Source organism: uncultured Roseibium sp. (assembly GCF_947494555.1).
Lineage (GTDB): Bacteria > Pseudomonadota > Alphaproteobacteria > Rhizobiales > Stappiaceae > Roseibium.
The window spans coordinates 390,192-411,755 of record NZ_CANLVF010000001.1 but is presented as its reverse complement, the minus strand read 5'-3'; the positions used below and the strand labels follow the sequence as shown (position 1 = coordinate 411,755).

Below are 21,564 nucleotides of genomic sequence, written 5' to 3'. Positions count from 1 at the left end.
TGTCGTTGGCAGGCAGATGTCCTGAAATGCCTGTAAGTTTTTGAATTTTCTCAAATTTTTCGGAAATCAGGTAGCAGACGCGCCACGTGCCCTGATGCCTTGTCAGGATCCTAAAGATCGATGACAACTTTGCCGATTGCCTGGCCGCTCGCGAGACGTGCATAGGCCTCGTTGACATCGGTAAGCCTGAACCTCTTTTCGTCGAGCACGGGTTTCAACGCGCCGGCATCCACAACTTCAGCGAGGGATTTGAGGATGTTGCCATGAACTTCGCGGTCCACATCGTGGATCATCGGCAAAAGCATGAAAATCACATGCAGCGAAAGCCCCTTGAAATGCGCCGGCGTCAGGTCGATCTCCAGAAGCGCAACGGTTGACGATACATGACCGTTGAGTTTCGCTGCTTCGAAGGAATTGGCCATATTGGCACCGCCCACGGTGTCAAAGACCACATCAAAGCCGGCGCCGCCGGTATTGTCTGCCACGACATCAGCGGTTTTCGCGGTCATGAAGTCAACCGGATGCGCTCCCAGATCGGAGATCAGCGCCATTTGCGCAGCTCCTGTCCCCGTGGCGGTCACGTCCGCACCCAGGTGATGGGCCAGTTGCACAGCGATATGTCCGACACCGCCTGCACCGCCCTGGATCAGAACCTTCTGGCCCTTTGTCACATTGGCCCGGGTCAAACCCTCATAGGCGGTGATCCCGACAAGAGGCAGCGCCGCCGCCTCACGCATCGACAACGCCTTTGGCTTATGTGCAATGAGGCGTGCGTCGGCACAGATGTATTCCGCAAGAGTTCCCTGAAGCTCCATCAGACCACCGGCGCATCCATAGACCTCATCGCCCGCCTCAAACTCTGTGACGCCCTCGCCCACAGCTTCAACTGTGCCGGCAAAATCCATGCCCAGGACGGCCGGCAGAGCTGGCGAAAGGGGAAGATCTGTACCAATGTTGCGGATCATGGTGTCGATAGTATTGACGCTGGTGGCGGCAATTCTGACGAGGACATGGCCCGGTTTCGCTACAGGTTTTTCGATCTCCGTCAGTTTAAAAACCGAGTCTGCACCATAGTTGCCCAGAGACATTGATTTCATGGGATTACTCCTGCGTTCTGTATTTGCAGGAGTGGTACAATCTCTTCATTTTGGAATAAACGGACAAAATACAGAATCAGAATTTAGATTTTCTATATAATAAGATCAGCGAAATCGCACACGAAACCGTGCGATGCCCTGCATGTGCCGATCAGCTGTTTCCTGGACTTTCATGACAGGCGCGCTGGCGGTTGCAAGTTCCCAAGCTTCAGGGGGCAGTCCTCATTCACGAAACTCCCGGACCAGCAGTTCCTGCTCCCATATTCACCCGACTTCTATTCAGAAAATTTCCAACCTCTCGCAAGACGCCATTGATATTTGAGGTGCACTTCCAGGCGCATTTCCGTCTCGGTAAATCCAAAACTGTCTCAAACTGTCCCAAACGGTCTCACGCAGAGACAGGTCAAGACGCACATCTCGGTCCCCCTGATTCAGTTCTTGCCGAAAACGGCCGGCCCGCCACACCCTTTGGAAGTGTCGGACCAATGTGAGCCGGCCCAAGGGAGGACAAGAAATTGGCACCAACGCGTGAACAACAGCATTGGATGTATCGCAACATGGTCACGAGCCGGAAGTTCGAAGAGGCCATTGCGGGCATCTATTTCGAGGGTAAGACGCCGGTCTTCAGCATGGCGGATGGACCAATTCCAGGCGAGATGCACCTGAGCGACGGTCAGGAACCGGTCGCGGTTGGCGTCTGCGCGCATCTGAATGCCGGCGATGTGGTCACGGCCACGCACCGCCCCCATCACCAGGCGATCGCAAAGGGTGTTGACCTGGACAAGATGGCCGCCGAAATCTTCGGTAAGAAATCCGGTCTGTCTGGCGGACGCGGCGGGCACATGCATCTTTTCGATGCGGATGTAAACTTTGCCTGTTCGGGGATTATTGCACAGGGCATGGGTCCCGCAGTCGGCGCCGCGCTTAGCCGCAAGATGCAGAACAAACCCGGTGTTGCGGTGGCCTTTGTAGGCGAAGGAGCGGTCAACCAGGGCGGCTGGCACGAGGCGATGAACCTTGCAGCCACCTGGAACCTGCCTTTCGTCTGTGTGATCGAAGACAATGCCTGGGGCATTTCGGTCTCCAAAGAAGACTCGACCGCGATTTCCAACAATGCCGAGCGTGCGTCCGCCTATGGAATGCCGGGTGTTCGCATCGCCGACAATGACCCCTACGCCATTTTTGAAGCTGCCGGAGAAGCCATTTCGCGGGCACGCGAAGGCAAGGGCCCATCACTCATCGAAGTCGAAACCTATCGCCTTGCCGGGCACTTTATGGGGGATGCTGAAGGCTACCGGCCTGAGGGCGAGAAAGACGCGCTTTTTGAAAAAGACCCGATCCCGAAGATGCGGGCAAATATGCTGGCGGACGGAATGGCAAGCGTGGCCGAGCTCGATACCATCGAGGCCGAGGCCGCAGCCCGCGTTGAAACTGCGATCAAATTTGCCCGCGAAAGTGCGGACCCTGCGCCGGAAGACGCGCTGACATCGGTCTTCGCATAAGGCCAGGGAGGACATCATGAACAAACCAAACGAAAGAAAACTGACGATCGCACGCGCAATGGCGGAAGCCGTTGCCCAGGAAATGCGCGTCGACCCATCGGTCTTTGTGATGGGTGAGGATATTGGCAAGCTTGGCGGCGTATACGGCAACACACGCGGCCTCCTCGAAGAGTTCGGAGCTGAACGCATCCGGGATACACCGATCTCCGAAACGGCCTTTATCGGCGCAGCCGTAGGTGCGGCCCAGGACGGAATGCGTCCTGTTGTGGAGTTGATGTTTGTCGATTTCTTCGGCGTCTGTTTCGACGCGATTTACAACCTGATGGCCAAAAACATCTATTTCTCGGGTGGCAACTTCAAGGTGCCGATGGTGTTGATGACCTCTACCGGGGGCGGTTATTCCGACGCGGGGCAACACTCGCAGTGTCTTTACGGAACATTCGCTCACCTGCCGGGAATGAAGGTTGTTTGTCCTTCAAATGCCTATGACGCCAAGGGCCTCATGACGGCCGCCATGCGTGACGATAGCCCTGTTGTCTACATGTATCACAAGAGCCTGCAGGGCATGGGCTGGCTCGCGACCGAGCCGGGTGCAACTGTGCATACCCCTGAAGAAAGCTACACGCTGGAGATCGGCAAGGCCAAAGTTGCGCGCGAAGGCAGCGATGTGACCATCGTCAGTGTCGGCATGGGTGTTCATCACGCGCTCAAGGCAGCCGCGCAACTGGAAGAAAAAGGTACCAGTGCGGAGGTCGTCGACCTTGTAAGCCTTGTGCCGCTCGATCGTGACACGATCCGCAAGTCAGTCGCCAAGACCGGACGGCTGATCGTCGTGGACGAGGATTACATGTCCTACGGCGTTTCCGGTGAGGTGATTGCCTCCGTCACAGAGCATGACATATCCGTCCTGAAAGCTGCGCCCAAACGCGTTGCCTATCCCGATGTGCCGATCCCGTTTGCGCGCGTCATGGAGCAGTACTGCCTACCCAATCCCGACAAGATTGTTGCTGCATTTGACGGCATGAACGCCGCCTGACGCAAAAGGATGCAGGGGGCCACCACCGGTGGCCTCACCAAACACAGGAAATTCACAATGACAGATATCATCATCCCGACCGATTTGTGGGAGGAAGACGAGGACACCGTCATCACGTCATGGCTCGTAAACGATGGAGCAGCCGTTGAAGAAGGTGCACTGATCGCGGAAATCATGACCGCAAAGGTTCAGTACGAGATCCATTCGCCCGCCGCGGGTACGATCAGTATCACGAAGGAGGCAGACGCCGTTGTGCCGAAAGGCGGTGTCATCGGTACGATCTCATGAGTGAGGGCGTTCGCATCGTTCCACTGAAGGGCGTGCGTGGCATGATCGCAGATGCAATGGTGAAAAGCCTTGCAACCGCAGCGCAGCTGACCCACCACGGTAGCGCGGATGCCACTGCCCTCATGGCGGAAAAAGCGCGCCTGGCGCAGGCCGGAACCAAGGCTTCCGTCGAGGACTTGCTGATGCTTGCCGTGGTCCGGGCGTTAAAGAAAAACCCGGGAGGCAACGGACGCGTTGAAGGCAAGGAAATTCACTTGTCTGAGGCGATTGATCTTTCGGTTGCCATTGCCCTGCCTGGCAACTTGCTTGTCGCTCCGGCGATTTTTGGTGCGGGAGACATGAACGTCGCCGAACTGAGGGCAGCCCGCCAGGATCTGGCGGCGCGGGCGAAGGCCAACAAGCTCTCCGTCACCGAAATGACCGGAGGTACCTTCACGGTGTCCAATCTTGGCCTGACCAGGGTGGAGCACTTCACCCCGATCATCAATGCTCCGCAGATTTGCATTCTTGGCATAGGCAAGTTGACCGACCGGGCCGTGCGCGCAGCGGACGGCGGCATAGAACTGCGCCCGCATGTGGGTTTGTCGCTGACCTTCGACCACCGTGCCATAGACGGCGCTCCTGCCGGAGAATTGCTGACATCGATTTGCGAAGAAATCGAAGGGATGAGCGCATGACGGCGGAGTTGCGCCTGGTACGGGATGCTGCAGAAGGTCTGGCCCTTGAATCTGCGCTTTTTTCCAAGACCGGTCCGGGTGTTCTGGTCTGGAGCCCTCAATCGCGCGGTATCGTTTACCCGGCGGCCCTGATCCGCAAACACGGACTTGAGGGCTCTACCGCCTTTCAAGGCTGGCCGATCACCATGCGCCCAACAGGCGGCGGTCCTGTGCCGCAAGGTCCTGGCATGCTCAATCTGGCGCTCGCTTACAAAGTTGAGAGTGGAGCAACGATTGAAGAGACCTACGCAGATCTTGCAGCGATCTTTTGCGATGCCCTAGCCGGTCTGAAGCTGGATCTCGAAATCAGAGACATACCGGCGAGCTTTTGCGACGGCAGCTGGAACCTGGGCATCAGTGGCAAGAAATTGGCCGGTACGGCGCAACGTTGGAAACCCCTGCCGGGCGGTGGGTACCGGGTCCTCGCGCATGCCCTGATTTTTGTGGAGGGCAACGTGCAGGCGAACGCTGAGATGATTGCAGATCTCCACCGACACCTCGGTTTGCCACCTGTCGACCCGAAGAAACACGTGACCTTGCGAGCATTGAAAGGAACAGAGATGCCCGACAAGGCGGAGATTGCGCGACAGCTTTATCACGCCAGTTGGAAACGTCTTCGAATAAGGGCGCCTGCACTCGCTGCCGCCTGAGCCAAGCGGACAAGTTAATTTGGGAGGAAACATGTCTGAAGCAACAATCCACATACATCTTCAAGTCGATGTGCCGGCTGACAAAGCTGCCGGCTTCAAAGATCTCATGAGCGAGCTTGTGGAGCGAACCCAGAAGGAACCAGGCACCCTGACCTATGAATGGTCAGAGGTCGGGGATACCGGCAAGTGGCACATTCACGAGGTCTATGCAGATGCGGAGAACGGTGACTTGCATGTCAAGGGTTTTGCCGAAAACTACGCCGGACGTTTCTTCGAACTGGTGAGCAGTTGCACCGGCACCGTAAGCGACAACGCAACCCCGTATATCCGGGAGGTACTTGCGGGAATCTCACCCATCTACATAACACGCAAGGGAGGGTTCAACCGGTTCTAGAACCTACCTCGCGGATAAGCCAAAACGGCTGTTGAAAAGCGGAACTGACTGACATTCGGGCACCGGTAAGCCACGCACTTCGCTGATGTCATCTGCGAAGCAGGGGTTCTTTTGCCCTCACGAGGGACTGCGACGCTGAAAAAAACCAAGCCAAAAGATCGTAGCTAGGAGGAGAGAATGACAATCAACTTCCACAAGTATGTGGCACCGAAAGAGGACCATGCCGGCGTGAGCCGCCGTCTGTTCCTGATGACGTCGGCCGTGGCGGGGGTCACAACAAGCGCGATGCTGGCCGGGGCGCGACCGGCGTTTGCATCCGCTTTGGACGCCGATCAATCGGCCATGGTGCTGCGCATGACGCAAGACATCTACCCGCACCCCGATCTTCTGGATATCGAAGTCTACCAGGCCATTGCCGACGGCGTGATTGCGACGGCGGATGGAGACGAGGCAAACGCCAAGGCGCTCAAGGCCGGACTTGCACAGATCGAAGAACAGTCCCAAGCGCTCTTTGGCGTCAGTTATGTCGACATTGAAGATGCTGATGCACGCGAGGGCCTTCTGCGCAAGTTCCAGAACGAGGGCTTCTTCCAGGGTGTTCGGTGGGCGGCTTATTTCGGCATCTACAACAATCCCGATGTCTGGCCGAAATTCGGCTACCAGGGCTCTTCGGTGGAGCATGGCGGCTACATCGAGCGAGGGTTTTCCGACATCACCTTCGTTCCCCAGGGCCCAAGCCTCGAAGAGCGCATGGCCAAGGTTGCAAAATAGGGGGACGAAAAAATGGCTACATTCGAACTGAATGATGAAGGTGTCGTTGTTATTATTGGCTCTGGCGCAGGGGGCGGTACCGTTGCCAATGAACTCGCCAAGAAGGGCATCAAATCGGTGGTGCTCGAAGCCGGGCCGCGGTTTGACTCCAGTGATATGGTCAATGACGAATGGGGAGCCTTCCAGAAGCTCTCCTGGCTCGACAAACGCTACTCCGCTGGCGGCTGGCACGGCTCCGTCAACCACGCAAACCTGCCGGCCTGGATTGTAAAGGGCTATGGAGGCTCAACGGTTCACTGGGCTGGCGTCGCTCTGCGTTTCAAAGACTACGAGTTCAAGACCCGCTCGACCTATGGCGATATCGAAGACGCCAATATCGAGGATTGGCCGATCTCCCTGGAGGAGCTGACGCCTTACTACGAGCAGGCCGAGCTCAAGATGGGGGTCACTGGGAAAACCACCGGCATGCCGCACCTGCCCTGGAACAATGGCTTTCGGGTTTTGGCGGAAGGATGCAGGCGGACCGGGCGCACGGATTACGATTCCGGGCCAATGGCCATCAACTCGCTCGATCGCGACGGACGGCCTGCCTGTCAGCAAATCGGCTTTTGCATGCAGGGCTGCGCAGTCGGCGCAAAATGGTCCACCATGGTCACTGAGCTGCCGCAAGCCGAAGACACCGAGTATTGCGAAATTCGCACAGGCGCTATGGCGCTGAAAATCGAACATGATGCCAGTGGCAAGGTGACTGGCGTGCTCTACGCCGATGCCGATGGCAACCAGAAACTTCAAAAAGCGCGTATTGTCTGCGTCGCCGGCAACTCCATCGAAAGTCCCCGGCTCTTGCTGAACTCCGCCTCCAAATTGTTCCCGGACGGACTGGCAAACTCCTCGGGCCAGGTCGGCAAGAACTACATGGTGCATACCACTGGTGGTGTTTACGCCGCGATGCCCGAGCCTGTTCATATGTTCCGGGGCACGTCGGTCGCAGGCATCGTCGGCGACGATGTCTATCACGATCCATCACGCGGATTTTCAGGCGGATTCTATCTGGAATTCCTGTCCCTCGGGCTTCCCTTCATGGCCGCCTTCATGGAGCCTGGCAACACAGGCTGGGGCAAGAGCGTCGCGCAGGGTCTGGAGAAGTACGACCACATGTCGGGTGTCTGGGTACTCGGCGAAGATCTCGCGCAAGAGCAAAACGGCGTGACGCTGCATGACAGCGAGGTCGATCAATATGGTCTGCCAGTGCCCATCGTGGCAAAGACGCCGCATATCAACGACGTCAACATGACCAACTACATGTTCGAGACCTCGGCCCAGATCTATGAAGCGGTCGGTGCCACGGATGTCTACGAGCTTCCCGCCTATCCGGCATCGCACAACATGGGCACCAACCGAATGCACGCGGATCCGTCCAAAGGCGTCGTCAATGCCTATGGCCAGTCGCATGATATCTCGAACCTTTTCGTCTCGGACGGCAGCCAGTTCACCTCATCGGCAGCCTGCAATCCGACCTTGACGATTGTCGCGCTGGCGATCCGTCAGGCGGAGTACATCGCCCAGGAGATGAGCGCCAGGAATATCTGATCAACCCCACCTCCCCAGGCGCGGTCAGGTTCCCGGACTTGGCCGTGCTTGGGAGCGACACCCAACTCAACTTAGGAGCACATCATGAAAGCCGCGCGCTGGTACGGAGCGAAAGATATCCGTGTTGAAGACCTGGATGAACCTGAGCCCGGACAGGGAGAGGTCAAGGTGAAAGTGGCTTGGGCCGGCATTTGCGGTAGCGATCTTCACGAGTATCTCGCAGGACCAATCTTTGTGCCGGTCGATGCAGAACACCCGCTCAGCCACGACAAGGCTCCGGTGGTGATGGGCCATGAATATTGCGGTGAAGTCGTTTCACTTGGTGAGGGCGTTGAAGGCGTTTCCGTAGGTGACCGGGTGGCCATCGAGCCGATCTATGCTTGCGGCAAATGCGCTGCCTGCCTGGATGGCAAATACAATCTCTGCGAAAAACTCGGATTTATGGGCCTGTCCGGTGGCATCGCCGGGTTCTCGTCCTTTTCCATTGTTCCCGAGCGCATGGCTCACAAGATGCCTGACAGCCTGTCTGTGGAACAAGGCGCTCTGGTTGAACCTGCCGCTGTGGCATTGCACGCCGTGCGCCAAAGTTCAATTCAGGCCGGCGACAAGGCCGCGGTGTTTGGCACGGGTCCCATCGGGCTGTTGGTGGTAGAGGCTCTCCGCATTGCGGGTGCGTCTGAAATCTATGTCGTGGAGCCTTCTGAAGCACGGCGGCAAAAGGCTTTGGACCTCGGCGCGAAAGAGGGATTTGATCCGGACTCTGTGGATCCGGCCGCAGAAATTGTTGCACGGACCGGCGGCGGCGTTGACGTTGCTTTTGAAGTGACAGGCGTCCCCGCCGTTCTGCCGCAAGCGATCGACTCGACAAAATATGCCGGCCAGACACTCGTTGTTTCGATCTGGGAAACAGAAGCGAGTTTTCATCCCAACACCGTTGTCATCAGGGAACGCGATATCAAGGGAACGATCGCTTATCGCAACGTTTACCCGGCGGTCATGGCCCTGATGGAACAAGGGCACTTCGCAGCGGACCGGCTTGTGACCAAACGCATTGCCCTGAAAGACATCGTGTCTGAAGGGTTCGAGACACTCGTCTCAGACAAATCCCAAATCAAGATCCTCGTTGAATCGCCTTGAGCAAGCAGGCCGCCGGAAAAGGCGCGGCTCTTTCCAAAACCAAACCAGGAGGAAGCAGACCCATGAAACCGAAAGCACTGATATTAGCCGCTGCGCTAGCGATGAGCACGCCATTCGCGGCAACCGCTGAAATGCCCGGCATGCGTGGTACCCAGCATATTGGAATTACGGTTCCGAATGTGGATGAAGCGGTTGAATTCCTGGTCGATGTGATGGGCTGTGAATCCTTCTTCTCCTTCGGACCGTTCGGCCCGTTTGACGATGACTGGATGACGAAAAACCTCAACGTCAACCCGCGCGCGGTCATCAACGTCATCACCATGGTGAAATGCGGGAATGGACCTGCCCTGGAGGTCTTTCAGTATTCATCACCGGATCAGGATCCCAGCCCACCCAAGAACAGCGATATCGGCGGCTATCATATCGCTTTTTATGTCGACGACATCCATGCCGCGACGCAGTACCTGAAAGACAACGGTGTTCGCGTCTTGGAAGAGCCGCATCCACTGACCGGCACCGGACTTGAGGGCATGGAATGGGTCTATTTCCTGTCGCCCTGGGGCATGCAGATGGAAATCGTTAGCGCCCCGAACGGCATCCTCGACGAAGAACAGAACAACAGAGCCTTCTGGAGCCCGAAATCGGATTCCTGAAGACCGACCCTTTGCCCGGCCAGGCATTGGCCGGGCATCTTTATGTGGGAACAGGCAGATGGCACGTTGCAGTCCTTTTTGGACAAATATTCTAGCGGCATGGGCGCTGTGCTTCATGTTGCTACCACTCCCGGCTGAAGCGCATTTCAGCTACTCCGATCCCCGCGTTGTTCACATTGCCGAGAACGAGGCCGGCCAGATCGCAGTTTTTATTCGGATGCCTGCACCACTTGCGCTTTTGCCGGCAGATTGGCAAGGCGTGGAAGAGACCCGCATCCCCCCTTTCGGCACACGCACCGCAGACGAAATCCTGCTCAACCCGCAGACCTTGCGCGATGAAGAACAAGCGTTTCATCGACGCCTGTCCGGGGGAATGACAATCTGGATCAACGGTTTGCAACAAAGCTTCACCGTCGGGAGAACGAGGCTATGGCCCGATGCAGACCGGCCAACCTTCGGAACAATGAAATCGGCCTCAAAGACATTGGACAGGCAGGCATCACAGGAACCGCTTCCCTATTTTGATGCCACGCTGGATATCGAGTTCCTGCTACCGCAAGGCGACTTGGACGCACCCATTCGCATCACATCTGACCTTGGAGCGACGTTCCAGGTGATGGACAAATTCGGCACCGTCGTAAAACTCCATCGCGATACCGGCACTGAAACCCGCGCCATGCTTGGAATTCTGGACGCCCGGTTTGATGGCCTTGTCTCCCCCTTTCAACGGTTCACAAGCATCGCGTGGATTGGGGCGGAGCACATTTATTTGGGCTTTGACCATCTTGCGATGATCCTGTTGATCGCAATCGCCGCAAAGAGTTGGCGGCAGGCGCTGTTATGGGCCTCAGCCTTCACAGTGGGCCACGTGGTAACACTTGCAGCAGGTCTTTATGGCTACGCGCCGCACGCGGCTTGGTTCATTCCATCCGTGGAGTTGTTGATCGTCTTGTCCATTGTCGCCAGCGGTGCGGCCATCGCCTTGAAACTGCCTCATGTGATGAACTGGCCAACGCTGTTCATCATCGGCCTGATCCATGGCTATGGCTTTGCAGCCGCTGCCTCCGTAGCCCTGTTTGCCGGTGACGTGGACGTTCTTGGCCTTTTGGCCTTCGCACTTGGTTTGGAGCTTTGCCAATTGGCTGTCTACGTAGCGCTCCTGCCGATCATCTACGTGCTGGACCAGACGCTCAAATCCAATGAGTTGCGCTGGCGCATGCCCGTGGCTCTGGTGCTGGCTGCAGCTGCCGGCGTTTCGGTCATTCAACAACTCATGGAGGTTACCGGCTTTTCCGTCGCGTAACGCAACAAGGAGGCAGCTCATGTCTGACCAGGCTTTTGATATGATTGTGATCGGTGCGGGACCCGGCGGTTACGTCGCAGCGATCCGGGGGACGCAGCTTAGCATGAGCGTCGCCTGCATCGAACGTGAACATCTTGGCGGCATCTGCCTCAACTGGGGCTGCATTCCAACCAAAGCGATGCTGCGCTCTGCAGACGTCTTGCATCTGGCGCAGCGCGCCAAGGAATTTGGACTGAACATCGACACCGCGACCCATGATCTTGAAGCCATCGTCAAACGCTCTCGATCGGTTGCGAAAAGACTGTCGAACGGTGTGGGTTACCTTTTTCGCAAAAACAAGGTGACAAGCATCATGGGCGAGGCTCGTCTTGCTGCGAAAGGGCAGGTTGCCGTTACCAATGATGACGGGGTACAGACCCTCCACTCGGACAACATCGTTGTGGCCACCGGTGCGCGGGCGCGGCAGTTGCCCGGGCTGGAAGCTGACGGCAAGAGAGTCTGGACCTACAAGCACGCCTTGCAGCCGCCCCACGAGCCAAAGAAACTGCTTGTTATCGGATCAGGTGCAATCGGGATTGAGTTCGCTAGCTTCTATAATGGGATTGGCGCGCAGGTGACTGTTGTCGAGGTGTTGGAGCGCGTCCTGCCCGTTGAAGATGCCGAGATAGCTGCTTTGGCCAGGAAGGCCTTTGTGAAAAACAGCATGAGAATTCTTGAGGGCAGCAAGGTCACCAATCTTGACCGCCACGACGAGGGAGTTGTGGCCCGTATCGAGACGCCGGACGGTATCGTCGAAGAGGAGTTCGACACCATAATATCCGCTGTCGGCATCACAGGAAATGTTGAAGGGCTGGGTCTTGAAGAAGCGGGGGTCAAGGTGGACCGCGGGCATATCGTCACGGATCCTTACTGCCGTACTGGCGTCGACGGCCTCTATGCGATTGGGGATGTTGTGGCCGGTCCCTGGCTGGCGCACAAAGCCAGTCATGAAGGCGTCATGGTGTCTGAGGTGATAGCGGGTCTGGCCGGACATCCGGTCAAACCTGAGACTATTGCGGGCTGCACCTATTGCAATCCGCAGATCGCCAGCGTTGGTCTGACCGAGGACCAGGCAAGAGAGGCCGGATACGACGTCAGGGTCGGCCGTTTTCCGTTCCAGGGCAACGGCAAGGCCATTGCTCTCGGCGAGACGCAGGGCATGATCAAGACAGTTTTTGACGCCAAAACCGATGAGCTGCTGGGGGCACATATGATAGGTGCAGAGGTAACGGAACTCATCCAGGGCTATGTGGTTGGTCAGAAACTGGAAACGACAGGACAAGACCTGATGGAATCCGTCTTCCCACATCCGACATTGAGCGAAATGATGCATGAGAGCGTGCTCGACGCCTATGGACGCGTCATCCACATCTGATCAATAGCTCTGCGCCATCCAGGAAATGGGTGGAGGCCTCGTCAGCTCGGACGCAAGAGCCCGTGCTGCTTGATCTTCCGGTTGATCGTGGCCCGCCCAATACCCAGAATCCGGGCAGCTTTCGATACGTTCCAATTTGTGCCGGTTAAAGCATCCAACAGCATCTGTCTTTCATCATAGATCGGTAACTTCAGCGCTTGGGTAGAGCCGGGTGTCTGTTGACGACCTTCGGTTGACCGGGAATTCCTCCTGAACGACGGCTGCAGGTCTAGCAAGGATATGCGCGTCCCGTTCCCCTCCAACAACGCTTGATGCAATGCATTGCGCAGCTCCCGAACATTGCCCGGCCAGTCATACGCTGCAAGCATCTCATGCGCCTCTTCCGCGATCTGAACATCAGCGCCGGCAATTTGTGATCCCACCCGCTGCGCCAATTCCCTCAGGCCTTCCCTCTCACGCAAGGGTGGGAGTTCAACAACGGCCCCGGCCAGCAAGTAATAGAGATCTTCTCGAAAACGTCCCTCCTGAACCGCTTCAAAAAGGCTCTCGCGGCTGACAGCCACGATCCTTAGTCCAGGCTTCGTGCGTTGCATATCCAAGGGTGAAGCATCGCGTTCGAACTCTTCCACAAGCTTACGTAGACCCGATTGAGCAAATGCAGGCAGTTCGCCGACATTATCCAACACCAGCACTGTGATGCCCTGCCCTTCCGGGCCGAATGTATCAACAACGCGGGCCTGGCTATAGATGTTCTGCACATAGTCCCGGTCGGCCTGCGAGTCCCAGATGGAGGCACAGTCCACAGTTACGATCTGCTGTCGTCCGAGCCCAAGCCCTCTGCTGATTATACCAACAAGAGCAGACTTTCCGGTTCCCGACTCGCCCTCTATCAACACTGGCGTGGCGCGCTTGATATACGCCTCCACCCGGGCGCAAGCCTTCGCCATGCTATGGCTGCCGCAAATCAAATCCGACAACAAATGACCGGTCACACGGCGATTGTCAGCCGGGAAGGCGCTTTGCCAGCCGGGTGTGTATTTGGCATCGGCACCTGGCCTACGGACCGAATAGCTCAGCCCCGGCCGCTGATTCCCGCCGACGCTTGCCACGCGGGTTGGAACAGATTTGAACGTGTCAGATGCAGTGCCAAAGACACCGTCGAATTGCTGCCCGCACAGGATGGTATCCTTGGAAAGTCCTGCGAGCTCATTCGCCCAGATCGTACTGCTGAGGATAATGCCTTGGTCGTCAACCGCAACAAGACCTTCGCGCCGCAAAAGATCAGCAGGCCCTGCTGAGGTGACGTTCACAATTGTGTAGTCTGCGTATTTCGCTTCAAACAGTTTACTCTGGATCCTGCCCACGGCGGATAGCAACAGTTCCTTTGCAATCAAATAATCCGTTGGACTGCTGCGATCGAACGCCGAAAGACTCACCGCCCCGATGGTTTTGTTGTCCGCGTCAAGCATAGGCACGGCAGTGCAGGCAAAAGCCGTCAGGCTGGTGTGATAATGCTGCGTGCCGCGCACGGTCACTGCATCTCCAGCGCCTAACGCCACACTAACACCATTGGTCCCGGCAATCCGCTCATCCCAACATGACCCCAGACCAATGCCGTTGGTCTCGAATGCTTCACGGGTAGCGGAAGGGCTTTCAAACCTTACGACAATGCCATCAGAATCGGTAACCACCAGGCAATGACCAGCGTCCATGCCCAACCTGGACAACTCGCTGAAGACCCCGAGCCTTCCGCCGCTGCGATCGATCAATTCGTCAAGTCGTGGTGCGATCTCGGACGCCTGCAGCCGCAACACCGGATTTGCGGTTGCCCTTACAAGTCCGTGTTGCCGCTCACATCTCTCCCAGGATGCCTTGATCGTTTCGTCAAAGGGTTGCCTATGCGTAAGCTCGCCCATGATCTCGTCCTCCAAAGGCACGGTAGCGCAAATTGAAACGCGCGTCATCCTTCGGGAAGCGACTGGTTTGCCGCAGCATCTCCGCACCTGTCAATTCCGGTTTGTAGCTTCACGAAAGATGGCGCGGCTTGCGAAACGTGAAGGGATTTCAAGACTGAACGCCGCCGAGCAGCGGACTGGATCGTTTCCAAGATAACGAGGGTGTGAAAAAGTCGAACCAACCAATTCAAGCTGGCAGGGTGCTTTGGGGAAGTTTTGTTGACCGCAGACGACAAGCACTACCCACATCTAATTTAAATCAATCGCTTACGCGAAGACAAATCCAACAAGAAGCACATTTCGCTTTGGCGGGGGTAATGGCGGTAGCGGTCCTCCGCTACCAAATCCAACACGAGCTAACGCAATCCAATTCGGTACAATTGATAGTACCGTTACTTGATCGCCTTCCCCCGGGTCGGCTAACTTGGTGAACTACTCCTTCCAGGCGTTGAGCAAACGTGCGCCGACACCCAGACACTTCGATACCTCTGAGGCCAGACACCCGGCTTGCCCCATATACGGACGTGCTGTGTACAGGTGCGTCGAAGCTTCCCGCCTTGCACCCGTTGCCCGGCAGGCTATGCGAAGCATCGCTGAGAGGGGGACGTCACCAATTGTTTTTGCAACATCCTTCACCATGGCGTTGTCGAGCATAGCTTCAGCCAAAAGCGTCTTGAGCTTCGCGTTCTCGTCCTCCAGAACCTTCAGCTTGCGAGCATCAGACACGTCCATGCCACCAAACTTGGCCTTTTACTTGTAGAAAGTCGCTTCCGAGATCCCGTGACGTCTGCAAACATCAGCCGTCTTATGCTCGCTTTCCTGCTCCCGCAATATGCCGATGATCTGTTCTTCTGTGAACCGTGAACGCTTCATTCCGTCCGTCTTCTGAATGCGACGGGCTCTACAAAAAACTGGGAGAGTTTTGGGGGCTCAGGTCAACTGAAATGAATTCGGATTGGATTCATGTCAAACTTCGCCTCTACTTTTCCGGACCCTTTTCAATCAACCGATGCCAGTTCGACAACGCTTTCAACAATTCGCTCGCTTTCGGAAACGCAGGCCTCGACCACCAAGTCGAGACGATCTTTCAGCGGGTTCTCATCATTGGCGAACAAACCCCATGCATAGCTTATCTTAGCCGACAATGGCCGGATTGACACACCATCAATCGGCACGCCAAGCGCAGTCACCGGATCACACAGGGCCACGCCCAACCCGGCGCGTGCGGCCATTGCCGCACTCAGGGACGAATTGGTGGCAATTTCGGAGGAAGGCTTGATGCCTTCTTCTCGGAGCGCACGATTGATGGCGTCGCGAATGCCGTAGCCGTTGCAGATGGTTGCCATCCTTTCGTTCGCAAACACCGAGAGTGGAATCGGCTCAACATTGTCGTAGGGGCTCCCCTTCCTGACCACGGCGACAACCAGAGACTCGAACCGCGCAAGGCATTTCAACCGGTCGTGCTCACTCGGGTAAGCCGAGAAACCGATATCGGCGGTGCGTTCGCGAAGCGCGTGCAGAACCCGTTCCGAAGTGGTCGTTTCGACATGGACAAAGTCAGGCAGTACGTCAGCAACGCGTGACAATACCGGTCCGACCAGTCCTGCGGACATCGTCGGTGTCGCAACGATGTCGATAGCGGCGAGCCTCTCGTCCCTGATCGCATGCGCCCGTTCAGTCAATTGCGACAGGTTTGCCATAACGCGCTGAGACTCTTCAAAAAATTTGATCCCCTTGGCGGTCGGGGAGATTTTGGGCCCATTCCGCTCGAACAACGCAAAGCCTACGCGCGCCTCTAAATCTCTTACCATTCTCGTGACGGCCGGCTGGCTTACCGACAGTCTCTGAGCGGCAGCTGTCATGGACCCGTAGCGGACCACGGCAGCGAAAGCTTCCATTGAGCGAATGTCAGGCCGCCCATTATTCATTGTTGACATACTAGAGAACCTATCATTACGGTAAGCTATCATTGACGCATCAGTATGCAAAATTAGCATAGCAAGCTACTATGCGATCGGTAAGGGGACCGGCGCAATGACACTTGGATTTGTGAATACGGTTTACTCGGAGGCTTTCGGGCTTGGACGGAATGAGGTCCGCAGGAGTGTCTCTGCTGCGAAGACCTGCGCCATTCCGGATGCCACAGCGCAACCTGTCGAGCTACTTCTTGCCTGCCGAGCAAACGACCCACTTCCGACCCACGGCGAGGTACCAACCGGCCACTGATCGTTGGTTCTAAGAATTTCCCGGATGGCGTGTAAGATGACCAAAATATTGTCCTCTATAGACTCGCAAGGCCTGGCGGCGCTCGAAGCGCGCCTCAAGGATGACCTGGACCTTCTCTGCTATCCCTCCAAGGACTGGATACCCCGAAGAGAGGATGTGACTGACGTCGTCATCATCGGTGGTGGCATGTGCGGGATGGTCGCCTGGCTGGCCCTGAGAACGGGTGGAATTCACAACATTCGCGTGCTGGACAGAGCCACCAAGGGCTACGAAGGCCCCTGGCTGGGCTATGCCCGCATGGAGACCCTGCGATCGCCGAAGTTTCTTACCGGCCCTGCCTTCGGACACGGTTCATTGACGTTCCAGGCATGGTTCCGTGCCCAGTTCGGAACGAAAGACTGGGACAAACTGGACAAGATTCCGCGCACGATGTGGATGGACTACCTTTGCTGGTATCGCAAGGTCCTCGAAATACCGATCGAAAACGGTGTTTCCGTCGATCATGTGGAGCCAGATGGCGACCTGTTGAAGCTGACGGTCTCGGGTGCGGAAACCGGAACCATTCGGACCCGCAAACTGATCTTTGCAACGGGACGCGATGGAACGGGTGGCCCGAACATTCCCGGGTTCATTAAGGGATTGCCTAAGCATCTTTGGGCACATAGCGCGGACGAGATCGACTTTGCCGCGCTGAAGGACAAGCGCGTTGCCGTTATCGGTGTGGGTGCATCCGCAGTCGACAATTCGGCAGAGGCACTGGAGCACGGTGCATCGGAAGTGCGTCATCTGGTTCGGCGCAAGGAAATGCCGACAATAAACAAGATGATGGGCATCGGCAGCTTCGGGTTTACCGCCGGTTATGCTGCCTTGTCAGACGAATGGCGCTGGCGTTTCATGCAATACAGCTTTCAAACGCAGACCCCCTCCCCGCGCGGATCCACCTTACGCGTCAGCCGTCACCCGAACGCCTATTTTCATTTCGACAAGGCCACGACGCAGATTGACCCTTCTGGCGATGGCGCACTCATCCATTTCGCCGACGGCACGTCCTACCAGGCGGACTTCGTCATCCTTGGGACCGGGTTTGTCATCGACCCCATGGCACGGACGGAATTTGGCGAAACGGCCGGAGAAATCCTTCTCTGGCATGACGTCTACACACCGCCGACAGGTGAAGAGTCTGCCGATCTGGGACGGTTTCCCTATTTGAATTCCGATTTCACCTTCAGGGAAAAGAGCCCGGGCAAGGCCCCGTGGCTGAAAAACGTCTACTGTTTCAACTACGGTGCATCAGCCAGCCTCGGAAAAGTGAGCGGCGACATTCCCGGTATCAGTGATGGCGCTGCCTGGCTGTCTCGTGCGGTTGCCGCCTCGCTTTACGGCGAAGACATCGAAGCCCATTGGCAGGGAATGCAGGATTACGACACGCCGGAACTTCTCGGTGACGAATGGCAACCGACCGAGCTGCCGGTCGAGGCACGGCTGAGGGAAAGCGAGGCGGTATGAACATGTCTGCCCTGACGATCTTGAATCAGGCCGGTGTGACACCGGACAGCGCTTTGTCCAGTGTTGTGTCGATGCGCGACAACATCATCGGTATGACACAGGCCGCCGAAGAAGCCGTTTTGCGCCCGAAGGAAACAGGAGCTTTTCCTCACGGCCTTCGCGCCGCGATCGCCACACGCGTCGCACGTCTCGCCGGAGATGAACCGCTGGCAGCTTACTATTTGGCTGATGCCGGACACTATGCGGAACTTTCAGTGCCTGGCGAACCGGGCAGCCAGCATCAAGAACTGGCCGCAGTATTGTCCTTTGTCGACAAGGTTGCGAACCAGACACGGGATGCCGCAGCGGAAGATATTTCGGGTTTACGGCTGGCAGGCGTTGCCGACGCCGACATCGTCCGGCTCTGTGAACTGGTAGCTTTCCTTGCATTTCAGATACGTGTGATCTCGGGATTGCGACTGATGAATGGGAAAAGCGCATGACCCACATCATCCACAAGTTCACCCGCAAGATTCCGGAATGGCGACCGCGTCTGGTGCCAGTAAAACTGGAAGAAGCCACGGCAGAGCAGCTCGATGCGCTCAAGGTGACCCCTTCCAACACCAAGGTGTCGGACTACGTCCTGACCCTTGCCCATGATGTCGAGAGCCTGTCGGTCCGCTCACCGCTGTTCAATGCGATCATGTACGATCGCGGCGGCATGTCGCGCGAGGAGCGCGAACTCGGTGCGCTGGCGGCATCCATGGTCAATCGCTGCATTTATTGCGCAGCCGTTCATGCGGACCGTCACGCGAAACTGGCGAAAGACGAATCCGTGACCGATGAGCTGTTCGCAAACGGGGAAAATGCGGATCTCAGCCCGAGAAACCGGGCGATATTCGATTTTGCGCGGAAAGCCGCTGAAGCACCTCCTTCCGCGGGACCGGAAGATATCGACAAACTCTCTGAGGCGGGCCTATCGGACGAAGAGATCTTCGATCTGATCCTGTCATCTGCTCTGTTCGGATGGGCCAATCGCCTGATGCATGTCCTGGGTGACCCGGTCAGCCGTAGGGAGACAGCATGAGAAACCCGATGCGCATAGGCATAGCAGGGGCTGGCTCAATCGCATGCGGTACGGCAGCGCTTTTGCACAGGAACAAGCACCTCCCAACACTCTGGTCGCCATCGGGAAAGAGCACGACCGCATTCGAAACCAAACCTTTGCAGGCTCACGGGGTAATTGAAGAAGAGTTTGAACCTGCCATTGCCCATTCGGCACAGGAACTGGTCGAAACAAGCGATGCGCTGATCATCGCCCTGCCGGCAACCGGACACAAGAACGTCATGGATGCGCTGGCACCCCATATTCGCGAGGGTCAGCACGTCATCATCTCGTCTCACGCATCCTTCGGTGCGGTCTACCTGACGCAGGCTTTAGCGGCTCGCGGCGTGAGCGTACCTGTCACGGCGTGGGGCACGACAATTGTCTCCGGCCGCCGTCAGGAAGAAACCAAGGTACGCGTCAACACCATTCGCAATCGGGTTGATCTGTGCACTGTGCCCGAGGCCGCATCGGATGACGGGCTTGCCTTGTGCCAGAGTTTGTTCGGTGACCGCTTCATGCCGCGCGATGGCCTTTTGGCCATCACACTGTCGAATCTCAATCCGCAAAACCATCTTGGCATTGCCCTTTGCAACATTACCCGGATGGAGCACGGAGAGGACTGGAGCCAGGGCCTGAATGTCACTCCGAAGGTGGGGCGATTGCTGGAAAAGCTCGACCTTGAGCGACTGGAAATCGCCAGAGCGCTGGACCTGAAGGTGAAAACGATCTTCGAACACTTCCATCAGAGTTTCCACGTGCCAATCGGAACGATTTCCGAGATGAACCAGCAGATGCACACGCATGGTTATGGCGGCCTTGGGCCTGCGAGTGCAGACAGCCGATACGTGACCGAGGATGTTCCCTACGGGCTTCAGGTCACCGTTGTTCTGGGCAAGCTGGTAGACAGGCCGGCTACGTTACATGAATCCGGCATCAGCTTGTTTTCAGCAATGTATGACCGGGAGTTCGCGCTCGAGAACGAATTTCTTCATGCGTTGGAGCTGGAAAGCTTCAGCCTTTGCGACTTGCAGCATGCGTCCCGTACCGGGGTGCTGCATAGACCATCCACGCCACAAACTTAACCAAAAAGGATGGACCAAACTTAACCGACTAGGAGACGCTAAGATGACCAAACTTACCATTAACCGCCGACGCTTCCTTGGATCCGCTGCCGTGGGTGCAGCAACTCTGGCCAGCCCAGCCTATCTTCGCCGTGCGAGCGCATCAGGCGGTGAAGTGAACATCTGGACATACAACGACTTTGTTCCCGAGGCCTTCAAGAAACAGTTCGAGGCGGATACCGGGATCAAGGTGAATATTCGCCTGGTTGACGATCAGGGCAAGCAGTTCAACCTGCTCGCTGCCGAAGCACCCAATCCCACGGTGGACATCATGACCGTGGCAGGTCACCGTTTCCTTCAGTTCATCGACAGCGAGTTGCTTGCTCCGCTCGACACCGGACGGCTCAGCAATTGGGGGAACATCAATCCCACGTTCTCCGAAAGCGACTGGTCAACCATCAACGGGCACAAGTGGGGTGCGCCGATCCTGTCCGGCATGGAAGTTCTTTCCTACAACACCGAGCTCGTCACCCCCGAGGAAGCCAGAAGCTGGGACGTCCTGTTTTCGGAAAAGTACAAAGGCCAGACCGCCTATATCATCCAGGACATGATGTCGATCGTCATGCTCAAGATGGGTTACGACGGCAATATGGTCGCCTATCTCGATGATCCGGAAAAAGCAGCTGCGATTGTCGAGGAAGCCAAGGCGTTCCTGATCGAGAAGAAACCGCTTGTGAGGAAATACTATGACAGCGGTGCCGAAGTACAGCAGATGTTCATCAACCAGGATATCGCCCTCGGCCACAGCTGGAACGGTCCGGCGGCGGCGCTGATCAACGATGGCTTCCCGCTGGCCATGACCATTCCGCAGGAAGGGTCCTACGGCTTTGTCTACACTTACAATATTGCCAACAACGCCCCTAATGCGGACAACGCCTACACGTTCCTGGATGCCATCCTGGCCTCCCCGGAAATCGGTGCGTCGATGACCAAGGCATCCGGCTTCATCTCCACTTACAAGGATGCGTCGAACTACCTGACGGATCTTGAAAAGAAATCGACTTCGTTCTCGGATGACGAACTTGAAAACCTGCAGTTCTTCCGCGCCGAGGCGAACGAGATGAAATACGGACTTGTCGATCCGGCCGTTGAAGCCATCAAGGCAGCCTGATCCGTCG

Annotated in this window: 20 protein-coding genes and 1 pseudogene; 17 read left to right on the top strand and 4 right to left on the bottom strand. The window is 56.8% G+C overall.

Features of this window, described 5'->3' with window-relative positions:
• Positions 1–110: 110 nt before the first annotated feature.
• Complete coding sequence (locus Q0915_RS01775; protein WP_299472682.1) at positions 111–1,097, bottom strand: zinc-dependent alcohol dehydrogenase family protein; 987 nt, start codon at positions 1,095–1,097, stop codon at positions 111–113.
• A 515-nt stretch (positions 1,098–1,612) separates the two neighbouring features.
• Here Q0915_RS01775 and Q0915_RS01770 point away from each other — a divergent pair.
• The 12 genes from Q0915_RS01770 (at position 1,613) to lpdA (ending at position 12,551) form a co-directional block, all read left to right on the top strand.
• The gene (locus tag Q0915_RS01770; protein WP_299472681.1) at positions 1,613–2,599 is read left to right on the top strand and encodes a thiamine pyrophosphate-dependent dehydrogenase E1 component subunit alpha; all 987 of its coding nucleotides are present in this window, start codon (positions 1,613–1,615) and stop codon (positions 2,597–2,599) included.
• A gap of 16 nt (positions 2,600–2,615) precedes the next feature.
• On the top strand, positions 2,616–3,635 hold the full coding sequence (locus Q0915_RS01765; RefSeq protein ID WP_299472680.1) for an alpha-ketoacid dehydrogenase subunit beta: 1,020 nt from the start codon (positions 2,616–2,618) through the stop codon (positions 3,633–3,635).
• A gap of 57 nt (positions 3,636–3,692) precedes the next feature.
• On the top strand, positions 3,693–3,923 hold the full coding sequence (locus Q0915_RS01760; RefSeq protein ID WP_299472679.1) for a lipoyl domain-containing protein: 231 nt from the start codon (positions 3,693–3,695) through the stop codon (positions 3,921–3,923).
• Entirely contained in the window at positions 3,920–4,600 is a 681-nt protein-coding gene (locus Q0915_RS01755; protein WP_299472678.1) for a 2-oxo acid dehydrogenase subunit E2, read from the top strand. Before Q0915_RS01760 ends, Q0915_RS01755 begins: the two co-directional genes overlap by 4 nt.
• Positions 4,597–5,289, top strand: a complete 693-nt coding sequence (locus tag Q0915_RS01750) for a hypothetical protein (RefSeq protein WP_299472677.1) — start codon at positions 4,597–4,599, stop codon at positions 5,287–5,289. Before Q0915_RS01755 ends, Q0915_RS01750 begins: the two co-directional genes overlap by 4 nt.
• Positions 5,290–5,320: 31 nt before the next feature.
• Entirely contained in the window at positions 5,321–5,683 is a 363-nt protein-coding gene (locus Q0915_RS01745) for an antibiotic biosynthesis monooxygenase (protein WP_299472676.1), read from the top strand.
• Between the two features lie 177 nt (positions 5,684–5,860).
• Positions 5,861–6,454, top strand: coding sequence for a gluconate 2-dehydrogenase subunit 3 family protein (locus tag Q0915_RS01740; RefSeq protein ID WP_299472675.1), 594 nt, complete (start codon positions 5,861–5,863; stop codon positions 6,452–6,454).
• Between the two features lie 12 nt (positions 6,455–6,466).
• The gene (locus Q0915_RS01735; protein WP_299472674.1) at positions 6,467–8,044 is read left to right on the top strand and encodes a GMC family oxidoreductase; all 1,578 of its coding nucleotides are present in this window, start codon (positions 6,467–6,469) and stop codon (positions 8,042–8,044) included.
• 84 nt (positions 8,045–8,128) lie between these two features.
• Positions 8,129–9,181 carry a 2,3-butanediol dehydrogenase gene (locus tag Q0915_RS01730; RefSeq protein ID WP_299472673.1) on the top strand — a complete coding sequence of 351 codons (1,053 nt, stop codon included), beginning with the start codon at positions 8,129–8,131 and terminating at the stop codon, positions 9,179–9,181.
• 62 nt (positions 9,182–9,243) lie between these two features.
• The gene (locus Q0915_RS01725) at positions 9,244–9,834 is read left to right on the top strand and encodes a VOC family protein (protein ID WP_299472672.1); all 591 of its coding nucleotides are present in this window, start codon (positions 9,244–9,246) and stop codon (positions 9,832–9,834) included.
• A 115-nt stretch (positions 9,835–9,949) separates the two neighbouring features.
• Positions 9,950–11,137: a HupE/UreJ family protein gene (locus Q0915_RS01720; RefSeq protein WP_299472671.1), complete on the top strand. Its 1,188-nt coding sequence runs from the start codon at positions 9,950–9,952 to the stop codon at positions 11,135–11,137.
• A gap of 19 nt (positions 11,138–11,156) precedes the next feature.
• Positions 11,157–12,551, top strand: coding sequence for a dihydrolipoyl dehydrogenase (gene lpdA, locus Q0915_RS01715; protein ID WP_299472670.1), 1,395 nt, complete (start codon positions 11,157–11,159; stop codon positions 12,549–12,551).
• A 41-nt stretch (positions 12,552–12,592) separates the two neighbouring features.
• Here the strand turns inward: lpdA and Q0915_RS01710 are convergent, their stop codons facing one another.
• From Q0915_RS01710 to Q0915_RS01700, 3 genes and pseudogenes are all read right to left on the bottom strand, one after another.
• Positions 12,593–14,467, bottom strand: a complete 1,875-nt coding sequence (locus Q0915_RS01710; protein WP_299472669.1) for a sigma 54-interacting transcriptional regulator — start codon at positions 14,465–14,467, stop codon at positions 12,593–12,595.
• A gap of 666 nt (positions 14,468–15,133) precedes the next feature.
• Positions 15,134–15,379: pseudogene (locus Q0915_RS01705) on the bottom strand (transposase); the annotation flags it as partial.
• A 125-nt stretch (positions 15,380–15,504) separates the two neighbouring features.
• Positions 15,505–16,443 carry a LysR family transcriptional regulator gene (locus Q0915_RS01700; RefSeq protein ID WP_299472668.1) on the bottom strand — a complete coding sequence of 313 codons (939 nt, stop codon included), beginning with the start codon at positions 16,441–16,443 and terminating at the stop codon, positions 15,505–15,507.
• A 325-nt stretch (positions 16,444–16,768) separates the two neighbouring features.
• Here Q0915_RS01700 and Q0915_RS01695 point away from each other — a divergent pair, with 325 nt between their 5' ends.
• Genes Q0915_RS01695 through Q0915_RS01675 form a run of 5 tightly spaced genes read left to right on the top strand, consistent with a single transcriptional unit; the run spans position 16,769 to position 21,557 of the window.
• Positions 16,769–18,238, top strand: coding sequence for an NAD(P)/FAD-dependent oxidoreductase (locus Q0915_RS01695; RefSeq protein WP_299472667.1), 1,470 nt, complete (start codon positions 16,769–16,771; stop codon positions 18,236–18,238).
• Entirely contained in the window at positions 18,235–18,720 is a 486-nt protein-coding gene (locus Q0915_RS01690; RefSeq protein WP_299472666.1) for a hypothetical protein, read from the top strand. The genes Q0915_RS01695 and Q0915_RS01690 overlap by 4 nt, the downstream gene beginning before the upstream one ends.
• Complete coding sequence (locus Q0915_RS01685; protein ID WP_299472665.1) at positions 18,717–19,304, top strand: peroxidase-related enzyme; 588 nt, start codon at positions 18,717–18,719, stop codon at positions 19,302–19,304. The genes Q0915_RS01690 and Q0915_RS01685 overlap by 4 nt, the downstream gene beginning before the upstream one ends.
• A gap of 8 nt (positions 19,305–19,312) precedes the next feature.
• Positions 19,313–20,407 carry an NAD/NADP octopine/nopaline dehydrogenase family protein gene (locus Q0915_RS01680; protein ID WP_299474641.1) on the top strand — a complete coding sequence of 365 codons (1,095 nt, stop codon included), beginning with the start codon at positions 19,313–19,315 and terminating at the stop codon, positions 20,405–20,407.
• A gap of 43 nt (positions 20,408–20,450) precedes the next feature.
• Complete coding sequence (locus tag Q0915_RS01675; protein WP_299472664.1) at positions 20,451–21,557, top strand: extracellular solute-binding protein; 1,107 nt, start codon at positions 20,451–20,453, stop codon at positions 21,555–21,557.
• The last annotated feature ends 7 nt before the right edge of the window (positions 21,558–21,564 follow it).